The organism is Streptomyces sp. ISL-100 (assembly GCF_018614615.1).
GTDB lineage: Bacteria > Actinomycetota > Actinomycetes > Streptomycetales > Streptomycetaceae > Streptomyces.
Map to the genome: position 1 here is coordinate 139,833 of NZ_JAGGOK010000031.1, position 16,924 is coordinate 156,756.

11 protein-coding genes, 1 tRNA gene and 2 pseudogenes are annotated in these 16,924 nt (G+C 69.6%); 6 read left to right on the forward strand and 8 right to left on the reverse strand.

Annotation, left to right across the window (positions count from 1 at the left end; all coding sequences use genetic code 11):
• Window positions 1-62: 62 nt before the first annotated feature.
• The 3 genes and pseudogenes from J7E89_RS14680 to J7E89_RS14690 all read right to left on the reverse strand — a co-directional run bounded on the left by J7E89_RS14680 (window position 63) and on the right by J7E89_RS14690 (window position 5,128).
• Window positions 63-2,200, reverse strand: a pseudogene (locus J7E89_RS14680) (acetate--CoA ligase family protein).
• Entirely contained in the window at window positions 2,200-3,429 is a 1,230-nt protein-coding gene (gene frc, locus J7E89_RS14685; protein WP_214973628.1) for a formyl-CoA transferase, read from the reverse strand. Before frc ends, J7E89_RS14680 begins: the two are co-directional and overlap by 1 nt.
• A 16-nt stretch (window positions 3,430-3,445) precedes the next feature.
• On the reverse strand, window positions 3,446-5,128 hold the full coding sequence (locus tag J7E89_RS14690) for a thiamine pyrophosphate-binding protein (protein ID WP_214973629.1): 1,683 nt from the start codon (window positions 5,126-5,128) through the stop codon (window positions 3,446-3,448).
• Between the two features lie 151 nt (window positions 5,129-5,279).
• Between J7E89_RS14690 and sucC the strand changes: the two are divergent.
• The 3 genes and pseudogenes from sucC (at window position 5,280) to J7E89_RS14705 (ending at window position 9,215) form a co-directional block, all read left to right on the forward strand.
• A pseudogene (sucC, locus tag J7E89_RS14695) lies at window positions 5,280-6,412 on the forward strand (ADP-forming succinate--CoA ligase subunit beta).
• Between the two features lie 12 nt (window positions 6,413-6,424).
• Window positions 6,425-7,303, forward strand: a complete 879-nt coding sequence (gene sucD, locus J7E89_RS14700; RefSeq protein ID WP_214973630.1) for a succinate--CoA ligase subunit alpha — start codon at window positions 6,425-6,427, stop codon at window positions 7,301-7,303.
• A 373-nt stretch (window positions 7,304-7,676) separates the two neighbouring features.
• Window positions 7,677-9,215: an aldehyde dehydrogenase family protein gene (locus tag J7E89_RS14705; RefSeq protein WP_214973631.1), complete on the forward strand. Its 1,539-nt coding sequence runs from the start codon at window positions 7,677-7,679 to the stop codon at window positions 9,213-9,215.
• 12 nt (window positions 9,216-9,227) lie between these two features.
• Here J7E89_RS14705 and J7E89_RS14710 read toward each other — a convergent pair whose 3' ends face one another.
• Entirely contained in the window at window positions 9,228-10,556 is a 1,329-nt protein-coding gene (locus J7E89_RS14710; RefSeq protein WP_214973633.1) for a DUF2254 domain-containing protein, read from the reverse strand.
• A 181-nt stretch (window positions 10,557-10,737) separates the two neighbouring features.
• Between J7E89_RS14710 and J7E89_RS14715 the strand changes: the two genes are divergently transcribed.
• Both J7E89_RS14715 and J7E89_RS41805 read left to right on the forward strand, forming a co-directional pair.
• Window positions 10,738-10,825 (forward strand) — tRNA-Leu (locus tag J7E89_RS14715).
• A gap of 225 nt (window positions 10,826-11,050) precedes the next feature.
• The gene (locus tag J7E89_RS41805) at window positions 11,051-12,223 is read left to right on the forward strand and encodes an amidase domain-containing protein (RefSeq protein ID WP_214973635.1); all 1,173 of its coding nucleotides are present in this window, start codon (window positions 11,051-11,053) and stop codon (window positions 12,221-12,223) included.
• Between the two features lie 36 nt (window positions 12,224-12,259).
• Here the strand turns inward: J7E89_RS41805 and J7E89_RS14725 are convergent, their stop codons facing one another.
• Window positions 12,260-12,928, reverse strand: coding sequence for a hypothetical protein (locus J7E89_RS14725; protein WP_214973637.1), 669 nt, complete (start codon window positions 12,926-12,928; stop codon window positions 12,260-12,262).
• Entirely contained in the window at window positions 12,921-13,451 is a 531-nt protein-coding gene (locus tag J7E89_RS14730) for a SigE family RNA polymerase sigma factor (RefSeq protein WP_214973639.1), read from the reverse strand. Before J7E89_RS14730 ends, J7E89_RS14725 begins: the two co-directional genes overlap by 8 nt.
• Before the next feature lie 160 nt (window positions 13,452-13,611).
• Between J7E89_RS14730 and J7E89_RS14735 the strand changes: the two genes are divergently transcribed.
• Window positions 13,612-14,091: a VOC family protein gene (locus tag J7E89_RS14735; RefSeq protein WP_214973641.1), complete on the forward strand. Its 480-nt coding sequence runs from the start codon at window positions 13,612-13,614 to the stop codon at window positions 14,089-14,091.
• Here J7E89_RS14735 and J7E89_RS14740 read toward each other — a convergent pair.
• Both J7E89_RS14740 and J7E89_RS41810 read right to left on the reverse strand, forming a co-directional pair.
• Window positions 14,076-15,473: an aspartate aminotransferase family protein gene (locus J7E89_RS14740; protein ID WP_214973643.1), complete on the reverse strand. Its 1,398-nt coding sequence runs from the start codon at window positions 15,471-15,473 to the stop codon at window positions 14,076-14,078. The two genes, J7E89_RS14735 and J7E89_RS14740, sit on opposite strands and share 16 nt — an antisense overlap.
• Before the next feature lie 155 nt (window positions 15,474-15,628).
• Window positions 15,629-16,423, reverse strand: a complete 795-nt coding sequence (locus tag J7E89_RS41810; RefSeq protein WP_308315475.1) for an FCD domain-containing protein — start codon at window positions 16,421-16,423, stop codon at window positions 15,629-15,631.
• Between the last annotated feature and the right edge of the window lie 501 nt (window positions 16,424-16,924).

A 16,924-nucleotide genomic window follows, 5' to 3' on the forward strand; every position in this document is an offset into this window, starting at 1 on the left:
GTGCCGGGGCCCCGCGGCGAGCGGACGCCGCGGGGCCCCGGTGGTTCGAGCCGCTGCTCAGCTCATCGACCGCCCCCCAACGACCCGGCAGCGCGGGCCCATTGGTACTTCGCACCGAGCACCTCGACCGGCCTCTCCGTCGTGTACGGATACGCCACGACGCCCCGCTCGTAGAGGTACGCGCACGCCTCCTCGACCTCCACATCGCCCGCCAGCGACGCCACCACCGGCTTCTCGATGCCGCGCGCCCGGAACTCCTCCACCACCCGGGCCGTCAGCTCCGCGAAGACCATCGGAGGCGTGACGATCGTGTGCCAGTAGCCGAGCACCAGCGCGTGAATCCGCGGGTCCTCCATCCCCAGCCGGATGGTCGCCTCGTACGTCGAAGGCGGCTCGCCCCCCGTGATGTCGATCGGGTTGCCCGCCGCCCCGAAAGGCGGGATGAAAGCCTTGAACGCCGCATCCAAGTCGTCCGGGATCTCCATCAGCGAAAGCCCGTTGTCGACTATCGCGTCCGACAACAGCACACCGGAGCCCCCCGCCCCCGTGATGATCACGACGTTGTCGCCCTGCGGTGTCGGCAGCACCGGCAAGGCCCGCGCGTACTCCAGCATTTCGTTCAGGCCCGGCGCCCTGATCACCCCGGCCTGCCGCAGGATGTCCTCGTACACCGCGTCGTCACCTGCGAGCGCCCCCGTGTGCGAGCCTGCCGCCTTCGCGCCCGCGCTCGTACGGCCCGCCTTCAGCACGACGATCGGCTTCTTCCGTACGGTCGCCCGCGCCGCGTCGACGAAGGCGCGCCCGTCCTTCAGATCCTCCAAGTGCATCGCGATGCACGTGGTGTTGGGATCCTCACCGAACCACGTCAGCAGGTCGTCCTCGTCGAGGTCCGACTTGTTGCCGAGCCCGACGATCGCCGACACACCCGCGAGAACCCGAGGATCGCCATCCCGATGCCGCCGGACTGGGAGGTCAGCGCCACCCCGCCCTTGACGTCGTACGGCGTACAGAAGTTCGCGCACAGGTCCTGCCACGTCGAGTAGTAGCCGTAGATGTTCGGCCCGAGCAGGCGTACGCCGTGACGCTCGGCGATGGCCACGATCTCCGCCTGGAGCGCGTGCTCGCCGGTCTCGGCGAAGCCGGACGGAATGAGCACGGCATTGGGAATCCCCTTGCGCCCCACCTCCTCCAGCGCCGCCGCAACGAACTTGGCGGGGATCGCGAAGACCGCCACATCCACCTCACCCGGAACGTCCGTGACACTCTTGTACGCCTTGCGGCCCAAGATGCCATCGGCCCGGGGGTTCACCGGATGGATCTCGCCGGGGAATCCGCCGTCGATGAGGTTGCGCATCACCGAATTGCCGATTTTGCCCTGCTCGTTGGAGGCGCCGACGACGGCGACCGACCGCGGCTGCATCAGCCGCCGCATCGAGGTGAGGATCTCATCCCGGCTGTACTTGCGCCGGGGCGCGGGGGAGGGGCCGCCGAGCAGGATGCGTACGTCGGCCGCCATCACCCCGCCCGCCGTCGCGAACACGGGGTTGAGGTCGACCTCCGCGATTTCGGGGAAGTCGGCGGCCAGCTCCGAGACCCGCACAATGAGCCCGGCGAGCGCCGTACGGTCCACGGCCGCCCCGCCGCGCACGCCGCGCAGGATCTCGGCGGCACGGATCGAGTCGAGCATGGACAGCGCGTCGTCCTCGGAGGCGGGCGCGAGCCGGAAGGTGATGTCTTTCAGCACCTCCACCAGCACCCCGCCGAGACCGAACGCCACGATCTTCCCGAAGGTCGGATCGGTGACGGCACCGACGATGACCTCCTGCCCCGCCGGCACCATCTGCTGGACCTGGACGCCCTGGATGCGCGCCTTCGGATCGTACGCACGGGCATTGGCCACGATCTCCGTGTACGCCGCCCGGACCTCGCCCGGCGACTTCAGCCCGATCCGTACTCCGCCCGCGTCCGTCTTGTGCACGATCTCGGGCGAGACGATCTTCAGCGCGACCGGGAAGCCGATCCGGTCGGCGAAGGCGACGGCCTCGTCCACGGTCTCGGCCAGCGCCTCCGCCGGCACGGGGATGCCGTACGCGTCGGCGATGAGCTTCGCCTCGGGGGCGGTGAGCGCGCTGCGGCCCTCGCGGCTCGCCGCGTCGAGCACGGCCCGTACCGCAGCGGTGTCATGGGGGAGGGCGGCCATCAGATCACTCCGTTCGTCTTGAGCAGCCGCAGCTCCTCGTCGCCGAGGCCGAGCTCACCGACGTACACCTCCGCGTTGTGCTCACCGAGCAGCGGCGAGGTGACCACGTCGAAGGGGGAGTCGGACAGCTTGATGGGGTTGCCGACGGTGGTGAAGCGGCCGCGCTCGGGGTGCTCGACCTCCACGACCATCTCGTTCGCGGCGAGTGACGTGTCCTCGAAGATCTCCTTGGTGGAGAGGATCGGGCCGCACGGGATGTTGTGGGCGTTGAGCTGCTCCAGTACGTCCCACTTGGGCAGGGTCGAGGACCACTCCTCGATCAGCTGGAACATCTTGCCGAGCTTGGGCAGCCGGTCCGCCGGAGTCGCCCACTCGGGGTCGTCGGCCAGCTCGGGCCGGCCGATCAGCTCGGCCAGCGGCCGCCAGCCGACGGGCTGGACGATGACGTACACGTAGTCGTTGGGGCCGCCTGGCGCGCACTTGACCGCCCAGCCGGGCTGCCCGCCGCCGCTCGCGTTGCCGCTGCGCGGCACGTCGTCGCCGAAGTCGTCGTTCGGATACTCGGCGAGCGGGCCGTGCGCGAGCCGCTGCTGGTCGCGCAGCTTCACGCGGCAGAGGTTGAGCACGGCGTGCTGCATGGCGACGTTGACGCGCTGCCCGCGCCCGGTGTTCTCCCGCTGGAAGAGCGCGGCGAGGATGCCGGCGACGGCATGGATCCCCGTCCCGGAGTCACCGATCTGCGCGCCGGTGGCGAGCGGCGGTCCGTCCTCGAAGCCGGTGGTGGACATGGACCCGCCCATGGCCTGGGCGACGACTTCGTACGCCTTGAAGTTGGTGTACGGGCCGTCCCCGAAGCCCTTGATCGAGGCGTAGACGATGCGGGGATTGATCTCCTGGATGCGCTCCCAGGTAAAGCCCATGCGGTCGACGGCGCCGGGGCCGAAGTTCTCCACCATCACGTCGGAGCGGCGGATGAGCTCGGTCAGGATCTCTTTGCCGTGCTCGGTCTTGGTGTTGAGGGTGATGCTGCGCTTGTTGCAGTTGAGCATCGTGAAGTAGAGGGAGTCGACGTCCGGCAGGTCACGCAGCTGCCCCCGCGTGATGTCGCCGGTCGGCGCCTCCAGCTTGACCACGTCCGCGCCGAGCCAGCCGAGGAGCTGGGTGGCGGAGGGGCCGGACTGTACGTGGGTCATGTCGAGGACGCGCACGCCCTCAAGGGCCTTGGTCATGGCTGGCTGGCCTCCGTCACTTGTACATGGTCTGGTTCATGGTTCCGGGGGCGTACACGTCCGGGTCGAGCCACACGTTGATCAGTGACGGCAGCCCCGACTCGCGGGCGCGGCGCAGGGCTGGCGCGATGTCGGCGGGGTCGCGGACCTCTTCGCCGTAACCGCCGAGCATCTGCGCGAACTTGTCGTAGTGGACGTCGCCGAGGGTGTTGCCGACCCGCTCGCGCTCGTCGCCGTACTTGGCCTTCTGGCCGTAACGGATCTGGTTCATCGAGGAGTTGTTGCCGACGATGCCGACGAAGGGGAGGTTGTAGCGGACGAGCGTCTCGAAGTCCCAGCCCGTGAGGGAGAACGCGCCGTCCCCGAAGAGCGCCACGACTTCCTTGTCGGGCCGCGCCTGCTTCGCGGCGAGCACGAAGGGCACTCCGACGACGAGCGTGCCGAGCGGTCCGGGGTCCATCCAATGCCCCGGGGTCCTGGGCTGGACGACCTGCCCGGAGAAGGTGACGATGTCGCCGCCGTCCCCGACGTAGATCGAGTCTTCCGTCAGGAAGTCGTTGATCTCGCTCACCAGCCGGTACGGGTGGATGGGCGTCGCGTCCGACTTCAGCTGCGGCAGGCGCTTTTCGATGGCCGTCTGCTCGGCTGTGCGCAGTTCCTCCAGCCAGGCCTTTCGCTTGACGGAGCCGCCGTTGAGCCGGCCCGACGACGCTTGAGTGGCGGACCGCAGAATCAGTGAGGCGTCACCCACGATCCCCAGGTCGATGTCCCTGTTCTTGCCGACGGTCCGGTAGTCCAGGTCGATCTGTACGACGGTCGCGCTCGGCGAGAGCCGCTTGCCGTACCCCATCCGGAAGTCGAAGGGCGTACCGACGATGATGATGAGGTCGGCGTTGGCGAACGCGTAGCGCCGCGAGAGCTGGAAGTGGTGCGGGTCGCCGGGCGGCAGCGTTCCGCGCCCCGCGCCGTTCATGTACGCGGGCACATTCAGCGTCCGTACGAGCTCGGTCGCCGCGTCCGTCGCCCGCGTCGTCCAGACCTGGCTGCCGAGCAGGATCGCCGGCTTCTCGGCGTGTACGAGCAGATCGGCCAGCTTCTCGATCGCGTCCGGGTCGCCGGCGGCGCGTGTCGATGCCCGGTACTGCCCTGCCAGCGGCACCCGTGCCTTGCCGGCCGGCACCTTGGCGTCGAGGACGTCGCGCGGGATCTCCAGGAATGACGGCCCGGGGGCGCCGTGGTAGCACTCGCGGAACGCCATGGACACCATGTCGGCGGCCCGCGCGGTGTCCGGCACAGTGGCGGCGAACTTGGTGATCGGCGCCATCATGTCCACGTGCGGCAGGTCCTGGAGTGACCCCATCTTGTGCTGGGTGAGGGCGCCCTGGCCGCCGATCAGCAGCATGGGCGACTCCGCGCGGAAGGCATTGGCTACACCGGTGACGGCGTCGGTCGTACCGGGACCGGCCGTGACGACGGCGCAGCCCGGCTTTCCGGTGATGCGGGAGTAGCCGTCGGCGGCGTGGGCGGCGACCTGCTCGTGGCGTACGTCGACGACGTCGATGCCCTCGTCGACGCAGCCGTCGTAGATGTCGATGATGTGGCCGCCGCAGAGGGTGTAGATGCGTTCGACCCCTTCTGCTTTGAGCGCCTTGGCGACCAAATGCCCACCGGAGATGAGTTCCTGGCTGTCGTCGGGCATGGCGAAGTCCGTTCCCTTCGTTGGGGTCCTGGAGCGATGACACGTAGATTGCATACAGTCGACGAATACTGTATGAAGCTTGTTATCCCGCATCCGGTGGGTGGTGTCCAGGGGGCGTGCGGCACTTTCCGACGAGGATTGAGGAGCCGGTATGGACCTGTACGAGCACCAGGCAAGGGAACTCTTCGCGCGGTACGGCGTATTGGTGCCGGACGCCGAGGTGGTGGACACGCCACGCGAGGCGCGTGACGCGGCGGAGCGCCTGGGCGGCCGCGTCGTCGTCAAGGCGCAGGTGAAGACCGGGGGCCGCGGCAAAGCGGGCGGGGTGAAGCTCGCAGTCGACCCGGCGGCGGCCGAACTGACCGCCCGCCAGATCCTCGGCATGGACATCAAGGGCCACACGGTCCGCAAGGTCATGCTGGCGCAACCCGTCGGCATCGAGACGGAGTTCTACGCCTCGTACGTCCTCGACCGCACCGTCGGCCGCTTCCTGGCCATCGCGTCGGCCGAGGGCGGCATGGACATCGAGGAGGTGGCGGCGACCCGCCCCGACGCGGTGGCCCGCATTCCCGTGGAGCCGGACGAGGGCGTCACCGCCGCCAAGGCCGCCGAAATCGCCGCGGCGGCGCAACTCCCGCCGGAGGCGGCGCCCGTACTCCAGCAGCTGTGGCAGGTCCTGACCCAGGAGGACGCCCTCCTGGTGGAGGTCAACCCGCTCGTACGGACCACCGACGGCCGGATCCTCGCGCTCGACGGCAAGGTCACGGTCGACGACAACGCCCGCTTCCGCCAGGCGCGGTGGGGCCTTATGCGTCCGACCAGCACTCGGACCCGCTGGAAGCCGCGGCGACGGCGAAGGGCCTCAACTACGTCAAGCTCGACGGCGAGGTCGGCATCATCGGCAACGGTGCGGGCCTCGTCATGTCGACCCTGGACGTGGTCGCCGGCTGCGGCGCCCGCCCCGCGAACTTTCTCGACATCGGGGGAGGGGCGTCCGCCCAGGTCATGGCCGACGGCCTGTCCGTCATCCTCTCCGACCCGGCGGTGAAGTCCGTCTTCGTCAACGTCTTCGGCGGCATCACCGCCTGCGACTCGGTCGCCGACGGCATAGTCCAGGCCCTGGAGACGGTACGGCTGACCCGCCCCCTGGTCGTACGCCTGGACGGCAACGCCGCCGCCCGGGGCCGCGCCATCCTCGACGACCGCGCCCACCCCCTCGTCCACCAGGCCACCACGATGGACAGCGCCGCCCGCCAAGCCGCCCAACTAGCCATCTCTGCCTGAGGAGAGACCGACATGGCCATCTACCTGACCAAGGAGAGCAAGGTCCTCGTCCAGGGCATGACCGGGGCCGAGGGCATGAAGCACACCCGCCGCATGCTCGCGGCGGGCACCGATGTCGTGGGCGGCGTCAACCCGCGCAAGGCCGGCCGGGTCGTGGACTTCGACGACCGTACGGTCCCGGTCTTCGCCGCGGTGTCCGAAGCGATGGCCGCCACAGCGGCCGACGTCACGATCATCTTCGTCCCTCCACCCTTCGCGAAGGCTGCCGTCATCGAGGCGGCGGACGCCGGAATCGGCCTGGCGGTAGTCATAACGGAAGGCGTCCCGGTCCACGACGCGGTCGCCTTCCACGCGTACGCGAAGACACGTGGCACCCGCATCATCGGCCCCAACTGCCCTGGCCTGATCAGTCCCGGCCAATCCAACGCCGGCATCATCCCGGCGGACATCGCCACCAAGCCCGGCCGCATAGGGTTGGTCTCCAAGTCCGGCACGCTCACCTACCAGCTCATGTACGAACTGCGCGAGACGGGCTTCACGACGGCGGTCGGGATCGGCGGCGACCCGGTGATAGGCACCACCCACATCGATTGCCTGGCCGCCTTCGAGGACGACCCCGACACCGAACTCATCATCCTGATAGGCGAAATCGGTGGCGACGCGGAAGAGCGGGCGGCGGCGTACATCTCCTCCCACATCACGAAGCCGGTCATCGGCTACATAGCGGGCTTCACCGCCCCTGAGGGCAAGACGATGGGCCACGCGGGCGCGATCGTCTCGGGATCGTCGGGCACGGCAGAGGCGAAGAAACAAGCCCTGGAAGCAGCGGGTGTACGGGTCGGCTCGACCCCCTCCGAGACGGCGTTGCTCGCACTGTCCCAACTGGCGTGACTTCGCGCACAGTTGAGCGCCGGTGATACCTCGGTCCGGCCGACGTCACTACGGTCCAAGCAGGACCGCCCCGAGGGCGTGCCGGCAGAGTGCTCTTTCCCCTACCCGCCCCTTCCCGCTGTGACATTTTGCGGATCCGCCGCGTGAGGGGCGCTGCCCCAGACCCCGCTCCTCAAACGCCGCAGCGGCTGGAGTTGCAGGGCAGGGGCGAGTTTTGCGGCCAGGGCCGCAAAACTCCCGCCTGCGGGACGGTCCAGCCCGCCCTGCGGCAACCCTCAAGGGGCGGGTAGGGGAAAGGCTCCGCCGGACACACTCACACGCCCGCGCGGTCCCGCGCCACTCAGCCCCGCCCCATACAGAGCGGAGAGAACAGATGGCATCCACCCTCAAGCCCGGCACCGCATGGTCGGACACCTGGCAGCGCTGCCAGGCCACCGCCCCCGAGGCCTTCCAGGGCGACCGCGTGCTCAACCTCTGGGCGTCCGCCTGGAAGGCCGACGGCCGCGCACTCCCGGCCACCTCACCCCTGGACGGCAGTCCCATCGCGGGCCCGCCGCGCCTGGACGCCCCCACCGCCGACCAGGCCGTACGCGCGTCACTCGATCAGCACCGAGCCTGGCGCCACGTCCCACTGCCCGAACGCCGCGCCCGCGTGGCGGCCACTCTCGACGCCCTCACCGAACACCGCGAGCTCCTCGCGCTCCTCCTCGTCTGGGAGATAGGCAAGCCGTGGCGCCTCGCCCAGGCCGACGTCGACCGCGCGATCGACGGTGTGCGCTGGTACGTCGACGGCATCGAGCCCATGCTCGCCGACCGCACCCCGCTCTCCGGCCCGGTCTCGAACATCGCCAGCTGGAACTATCCGATGTCCGTCCTGGTCCACGCCATGCTGGTGCAGGCCCTCGCCGGCAATGCGGTCATCGCCAAGACCCCCACCGACGGCGGCGTGGCCTGCCTCACCCTCGCCTCGGCCCTGGCAGCCCGCGAAGGCATCCCCGTCACCCTCCTCAGCGGCAGCGGAAGTGAACTCTCCGCATCCCTGGTCCGCTCGCCGGAGATCGGCTGCGTCTCGTTCGTAGGAGGCCGCGACACGGGCGCCCGTATCGCCACCGCCGTGGCCGACCTCGGCAAGCGCCACATCCTCGAACAGGAGGGCCTGAACACCTGGGGCATCTGGAACTACTCGGACTGGCCCACCCTGACCTCCCTCATCCCCAAGCTTTTCGACTACGGCAAGCAGCGCTGCACCGCCTACCCGCGCTTCGTCGTCCAGCGGACGCTGTTCGACGAGTTCCTGGCGGCGTACCTGCCCGCCGTACGCTCCGTCCGCACCGGCCACCCCCTGGCCGTCGAGAACCCCGAAGACCCGCTCCCCACCCTGGACTTCGGCCCGCTCATCAACGCGGCCAAGGCGAAGGAACTGGCCGACCAGGTAACCGAGGCCATAGACCGGGGCGCGGTCCCGCTCCACCGAGGCTCCCTCACCGACGCCCGCTTCCTGCCCGGCCAGGACACCAGCGCCTACCTGCCGCCCGTCACCCTCCTGAACCCGCCCCCATCGTCCCCCCTCCACCACGCGGAGCCCTTCGGCCCGGTGGACACGATCGTCCTCGTAGACACGGAGGCGGAACTCCTCGCCGCGATGAACGCCTCCAACGGAGCCCTGGTGGCGACGCTTTCCACCGACGACCCCTCGACGTATGAACGGCTGGCTCCCCAGATCCGTTCCTTCAAGGTCGGCCACGGAAAACCCCGTTCGCGAGGTGACCGCGACGAACTCTTCGGCGGCTTCGGCGCATCCTGGCGAGGCGCGTTCGTAGGCGGAGAGCTCCTGATCCGATCGGTGACCGAGGGCCCACAGGACGACGAACGCCTCCCGGGCAACTTCCCCGATTACCACCTGATGCCCTAGCCGATGCCCTAGCTAGCCGATGCCCTGGTGATCGGGAAGCAGGGCGAATGCCCGCTCGGCCGCCTCCGGCACCGTACGCTCCACGGCCTGAACGAGGAGCGTACGGTGCCGCACCAGCGGCTCTCTCCTGCTCTCCGGCGCCAGCAGCAACAGATCGTCGATCCCGGCGAGCAGCCGCCGCGACACCTGCGGACTGCCGACCGCGTACCCCCTGATCTCGGCGAACCCGAGATCCACCAGATCACCCCACTCGGGTACGTCCTGCACCAACCGCACCGCACCCCGGCCGTCCCGGTGATGCACGGCCCCCAGCGGCATCTCCACCACCGCGGCGAGGAACTGAACGATCCGGTCCAGGCACTGCACGGCGGTCGTCGGATCATTGACGGCGGGCGAGAGCGCCCGCAGCCCGATATCGGACAGCTGCCGCAGCCCGAACCCGAGATCCTGATGAGAAGTGCGTTCCACCCCGACGTGCACGGTGTACCGAAGCGCCCGCCGCGACGGCGCGCCTTCACCGTGCACAGCCAGCACCGGCGTCCCGGGCACGACAAAATCCCCAATCCGGGGAATGAGCCGCAAAACCACCCCCTCCCGCCTGGCGGCCCGCACCAGCCGAGCGACATTCACATCCCGCAGCACACCGGCCCGCCCCTGATACGCGATCCGTCGACTCTCGGGCACGAGCGGCTGCGAACCTGACTCCCCGCCCGGCTGCCTGCCCAGCACCCGGAACGCCTCTCGCGCAATACGGTCGACGACGGGACCCACCTGCATCAGCCGCAGCGTGGAAGACACATAAGCGATGAACAACAACAAACTCAGCACGACCATGGTCATCACCAGGACGCTCTGCACGAGCGGCACCGTGGTCACCAGCCGCGGATCGGACTTGCTGTCGTACTGCGTCAGCACCAGCAGCGAGAACAGAAACGTGGCCAGAAACACCGTGAGCGTGAGCTTGGTGATCCGGCTCCGGACGAAGATCCGCACAACCCGGGGCGTGAAGCCCCCGCTGGCCATCTGGACCGCCACCAGCGAGATGCTGAAGACCACACCGATGAAGGTCATCATCGCCGAGCTGATCGTGGTGACGATCGTCTTGGTGTCCTCGACGATCCCGATCAGATCGCTGACCGCGTCGTACGCCTCCTCGCCCTGCAGATACTCGACGATCTCCGCATCGAGCGCCGAGGCCGCCCACCACACGGCGAACACGCACACCAGGCCCAGCGTGGGCGCGAACCAGAACGTATCCCGCAGATGCTCCCGCAACGGCGACAGCGCTCGCGGCCGCCGAAACCCACGCCCGCGCCGCCCGAATCCGTATCCGAAACTCACCCCGCGAACGCTACGCGTACACGCATGGCAACACTCCGTGCGCGCCACCGCCCGGCGCCGGCCAGCTCCCACCGATCAAGGCCTCCGCAAGCCACTGACCACGGGATACGCGGGTGAAACGCGCCCCCAACCCCTGGTATTGTTTTCCATGTCGCCGCGGGAAACCGGGGCCGACCACCTAGTCCGGGTGGCGGAATGGCAGACGCGCTAGCTTGAGGTGCTAGTGCCCTTTATCGGGCGTGGGGGTTCAAGTCCCCCCTCGGACACCAGCAAGTAAGAGACCCCAGTTCATCTGGGGTCTTTTTGCGTTTCCGGGTCATGCGTGTTCCACAGCCCCAGCGAGCAGCACCGCTGCTTTTCAGCCCCGATTGATGAGTGCACCTCAAGGTGGCCCCTGGTGTCGCTAGCGTCGTGCCCGACCACTTGGCGTACGCCGTCAACTCCCGTGGCGCAGGCGCCGCGCAGCGGGACGCAGTCGACACAGGGGAGTACCAGTGATCATCCGCACAGCTATGCGGCGGGCGGCCATTGCCGCTGCCGTTACGGGGTTGGCCGCCTCCGTCCTCGCGAGCAGCCCGGCGCAGGCCGCGCAGGCCGCGCCCGCAGACGACAAGGCACTGATCGAAGCTGCCAGGACCTACTTCGCCGGGGAGAACGCGATCACCGTGGAGGGTGGTGCTACCGCCGCGAACGCGACCCGCGAGGCCCAGGACCTTCAGGTGGCCGCGACCTTCCGCGCCGTACGGGACAACCGCATGGAGGCCCGCGAGCAGCTGCACGGCATCAACGAACTGGCCGGCGTGCGCTATTCGGCCGTCGATACGGAGCTCACTCCGGTCGGCCGGGCCCGTACCCAGGGGGACACCGCGCGCCTCAGCGTGCGCGAGGACACGCAGTACACCTTCGCGGGCAGCAAGGACGAGCCGTACAGCTACACCGTGCGGCACGACCTGTCCTTCGCGCGAGCCGACGGCGGCTGGGTCCTTTCGAAGATCGCGACGCAGGACGGCCCGGCGAACCTCTCCACCCCGGAGAAGCTCGACCCGGCGGAGCTGAGCGCGGCCCGGAAGGCGGCCAAGGAGCTCCGCGCCGGGGCTGCCAAGGGAGAGAAGATCACCGACCCGGCGAAGAAGGCGTCCTCGGGGACGGGGGTGCGGGTGGCCGCGGCGTACGACTACAGCGCGATGGTGGACTTCGCCACGAAGTACGCCAAGCCGGTGCCGGAGGACAACGTCCCCTACGAGCGGGACACGAACGACTGCACAAACTTCATCTCGCACGCGCTGAAAGCCGGCGGCTGGGAGCGGGTCCTCGGCTGGTACCGGAGCGACTCGGCCTGGTGGTACACCGGCAATCCGTGGCCGCTCCCCAGGCACAGCTGGACCTGGGGCGGCGCGCCCAACTGGCAGCGCTTCGCGCGCGACGAGTCCGAGCGGGTGTACGAGCTGTCCGGGCCCTCCAGCCTCGCCATCGCCGACGTGGTGCAGTTCGAGATCTTCGACTACAGCCCTCCGGGGCAGCCGGGTCACACCATGATGGTCACGGACTTCACGTCCGACTGGATGCCGAAGATGAGTTACCACTCCAACGACACGCTCAACAAACCGCTCAGCGAGATCATCGCGGAGCACAGCACCGGTGAGAAGTTCTGGTACTTCCGTACCTGATCCCGGCGCGCGGCGCGTGCGCCGCGGTGGGCGCGGCTACGGCTCGGTCACCGCGGCGCGCAGCCGCTCCCGTTCCACGGCGCCCTTCCCGCCGTCGGCGCACTTCAGCAGCACCCGGCCGTCGTCGCCGAGCGGCAGCGCCTGCTCCGGGGCGAAGTGGAAGAGGTCGTTTCCCTTCCGGCTGTCGGGGCGTTCCGCCGGGTCGAGGAGCAGTACGTAGCGGCCGGAGGGCGGGAGTTGGACCTGTGCCACCGGGTACCAGACGGTGACCGACCCGGAGGACGGCACGCCGGTGCCGCCGTCCGTCAGCGCGCCCTCGACGTCGAAGCGGAAGGCGGAGCTTTTGGTGACGCCGTCGTCGACATCAATGCGTCCGGCGCGCAGCGTGCCGTACACCGGTCGGTAGCCCTGCTCCTGACGGTCCCTGATCTTCTGCGCGGCGGTCCGCAGGCAGTCGGCGGAGGCGGTCGGGGCCGGCTCGTCGTCCCTGCCGAAGCCCCCGAACACGGCGGGGACGGCCACCGCGGCAGCGACGACAGCGGCCGCGGCTGTCGCGACGGCGAGGCGGCGGCGCAGCAGCCCGCGCCGGGCGCGGGCGGTGAACGCCGCGCCGGGTGTGACCACTTGGCCCTGCGGCGGCTCGGCGGCGGCCGCCAGCAGCCGCCGAATCTGCTCGTCCTCGCTCGGAAGCTGCTGGTCAGTCATCGGCGGAACCCCTCTCGCGGTCGAGCAAGGATGCACTGAGGAAGCCCTGGTCGCGCAGGGTGGACAGGGCGCGGGCGGAACGGCTCTTGACCGTGCCGGGTGAGCAGCCCAGCACGTCGGCGATCTCCCGCTCGGTGAGCTGGTGGTAGAAGCGCAGTACGAGGACTGCCCGCTGCGCCGGAGGGACGGTCCGTAACAGCTCACGCACCGCGACGGCGGTCGTCACCTGCTCCTCGTGGCCCGGACGGAGCGTCTCCGGCACTTGCTCGGCCGGTATCTCCGCACTCCACTGCCTGCGGCGGTCCTTGATGAGCAGCCGGACCATCGTGGTACGCGTGTACGCCTCGGCCGCCTCCAGCCGCCCGATCCGGTTCCAGGCGCGGTACGTGCGCAGCAATGCCTCCTGCGCCAGGTCCTCGGCCCGCGTACGGCCACCGCCGGTCAGCAGCGTGGCCGTACGCAGAAGCGAGCCGTAGCGCGCGGCCATGAAGGCCGTGAACGCCTCATCCCTGCCGTTCCGCATCCCTACGCCCCTCACTCGCCGACACCAACACGGGCCACCCTCACTCATCAGAGGCGCTGGGGGTGCGATGAGGTTCCATGGGTCCGGCTGGGGCCGATGAGTTTGTGTGGCGCGGGACCGGTCTCTATGGGTACACACCGTTCATGTGCTGGAGGAACCGATGGTCAGCAAGGGATTCACCACTTGTCTGTGGTTCGACGGGCAGGCCGAGGAGGCGGCGAACCACTACGTCTCGGTCTTCAAGGACTCCAAGCTCGGACGGGTCGGGCGCTACTCCGAGGCCGGGCCCGGGCCTGTCGGCGACGTCATGTTCGTCGAGTTCGAGGCCAACGGGCAGAAGTTCATGGGGCTCAACGGCGGGCCGCAGTTCACCTTCAACGAGTCCATCTCGTTCCAGATCTTCTGCGGTGACCAGGACGAGCTGGATTACTACTGGAGCAGGCTCTCCGAGGGCGGCGCGGAGGTCGCCTGCGGGTGGGTGAAGGACAAGTACGGGGTGTCCTGGCAGGTCGTCCCCGACGGGCTCCAGGAGAGGATCAGTGACCCGGATCCGGAGAAGGCGAAGCGGACCACCGAGGCGATGCTCTCGATGGTCAAGTTCGACATCGCGGCGCTGAACAGGGCCTATGCGGGGGAGTAGTCCGTACGGGAGGGGTCCTCGGTGAGCAGTGAGGCGAGGATTTCGCGGACCGTTTCCTCGGTTATGTCCGGGTGGAGGAAGGCGAGGCGGGCTATCGTCTCGCCCTCCCACACGGTGGGGGTGATGAAGGCCGTGCCCGCGGACAGGAGCCTCTTCGACCAGGTGTAGTAGTCCTCGGGCTGCCATCCTGTGCGGCGGATCAGGACCACCGTCAGTTCGGGTTCGCGGAGTAGTTCCAGGCCTTGCGTTCCGTCTACCAGGCGGGCCGTTCGCTGCGCCATGGCCGCGCCCTTGGCCACCGCGTCGCGGTAGGCGTCGGTGCCGTGTACGGCCAGGGAGAACCACAGGGGCAGGCCGCGCGGGCGGCGCGTGAGGTGGTAGGCGTAGTCGCTCGGGTTCCACGGCTCCGTTTCGTCGTCGGCGCCGTGGATGGCGTCCAGGTACGAGGCGTCCTGCGTGTGCACGGCGCGGGCCAGTTTCGGGTCGCGGTAGAGCAGCGCGCCGCAGTCAAAGGGGGCGAACATCCACTTGTGCGGGTCGACCACCAGCGAGTCCGCGTGCTCGATGCCGCCCAGACGCTCCCGCAGCTCGGGGACGAAGAGCGCTCCGCCGCCGTACGCCGCGTCGATGTGCAGCCACAGGCCCCGGGCCCGGGTCTGCTCGGCCACGCCCGCCAGGTCGTCGATGATGCCGGCGTTCGTGGTGCCCGCTGTCGCGACAGCGGCCACTACCGGTGCGCCGCCGTCCCGCTCCGCGGCGTCCAGGGCTGAGCGGAGGGCCTCGCCGGTCAGGCGGTGATCCGTGGTCGGGACCACCAGCGCCTCTACGCCGAGGATGCGCAGCGTATTGCCGACCGAGGAATGGACCTGGTCGCTCACCGCGACCCGGACCGGCGCGCGCTCGTCCAGGCCCAGCCGGTGACGCCCGGTGTCGCGCGCGACGACGAGGGCCGACAGGTTGCCGGCCGAGCCGCCGCTGACGAAGCAGCCGCCGGCGGAGGGCGGCATGCCCGCCAGGTCCGCGAACAGAGCCAGCACCTGGTTCTCGGCGGCGACCGCGCCCGAGGCCTCCAGCCAGGAGACGCCGTGCAGGGAGGACGCGGACAGCACCATGTCGAACAGGGCCGCCGCCTTGGTCGGGGCGCCGGGTATGAAGGCCAGGAACGCCGGGTGGTCGCAGGAGACGACGGTGGGTTCGAGTGCGCCGGTGTACGTGCGCAGTACGTCGGCCGGGGGCTGCGGGGCCGGGCCGATCGCGTCCTTCAGAGCCAGCGTCAGTTCCTGGTGGTCGCCCAGGCGGCCGAGCGGCGGCGGGTCCAGCCGGAGCCGGTGCAGGAGGTGGTCCATGACCTGCTGGGTGAGGTCCTCGTCGTAAGAGTGCACGGGGCGGCCTCTCCTGTCGGTCTGTTCTGGCTGTTCTGGCTGGTCGGTCTGTCGGGGCGCTGCCGGGGATTTATTGGGTTTGGAGTGGATCCATTTTGATGGATGCTAGGTGGCTTCGGCGCGTGCGTCAATCGTCGAGGCGGGCGGACGGGCTCTCAGTCCTGGGCGGCGAACTGCTCCAGCAGCGTCAAAAACTGGCGGTGCGAGTCGCGCAGGTGCTCCCGCATCCGGGCCTCGGCGGCGTCCCCGTCGCCCGACAGTACGGCCAGCGCGATCGCCTCGTGCTCCTCGCGGAAAGCGAAGCCGAAGTCACGGTCCGTCGGGTAGACCCGGCTCCAGTCAGAGCCCAGCCACAGTGCGTTGCCGCCCACGAACATCTCCGTGCGCGCCCGAGTCACCGCCTCCGTCAGCACCTCATTGCCGCCCGCGGCCGCGATGCCCAGGTGGAAGGCCGTGTCGACGCGGTGGTACTCGCCCAGGTCCGCGACCTTGGTGTCGAGCAGCGATACGAGCTTGCGTCGGTCCGCCCCCGCCCCGCGTTCGGCCGCCAGCCGCGCCGCGAACGGCTCGATCGCCTGCCGGTACTCCATGTAGTCCCGCAGCGATGCCCGGATGCCCGCGCTGATCGTGGCCCGCGCGCCGTCCCGGCCGCCCGGCCGCGCGGGCGTCACCCGGGTGCCGCCGGAGCGCCCCAGGGTCGTCGTGACCAGGCCTTCTTCGGCAAGCTCGCGCAGCGCCTGCCGCACGGTATTGCGGCCCACGCCGAAAGTGGCGGCCAGCTCGCGCTCGGTCGGCAGCCGGTCGCCCGGCTCGAAACCGCCGAGCGCGATGCGCTGGCGCAGGGCCTCGGCCACCACCGCGTGCGACGCCGCGTGCCGACTGCCGTTCGCCGGCGCCTGCGGCGGCGTTTGCGGTGTCGTCTGCTCGTCGCTGCTCTTGCTACCGCTCACGTGCGCGCGCTCCCCGGTCGCCTGGGCCACGCGCCTCCCGTCGTGCCCCTCTCGCAGCCATGTTATTGGACTTTGGCCGGACCCTATTGACGCACCGTACAGGTGGCTCATCGCGTCGCCGCATTCGTTTCGGGTCCCCGCTGAACCCAATGTTTGACTCCGCATTGGGGTGGCCGTGAAGGAGTACGCGCATGAGCACAGCCACAGGTGTGGCCTGCGACCCGGCGCGTCGGGGTGCTGGGGCGGTGGCAGAGGGCTCGGCTGCCGGCTGACCACCGTGGGTGGTTGAGTGCCGGCCGCTGCGCGGGGCTCCTTCCCCACCTCGCCCCTTCCCGAAACTGGGGGCAAGCCCCCAGACCCCCGGGACGCCCTGCGGGCGTGTCCTCAAACGCCGGACGGGCTGAACTCCGCCGCACGACCCAGCCTCTCCGGCGTTTGAGGGGGGTCTGGGGCAGCGCCCCAGTTCGGGAAGGGGCGGGTCGGGGAACAAGCCCCCCGCAG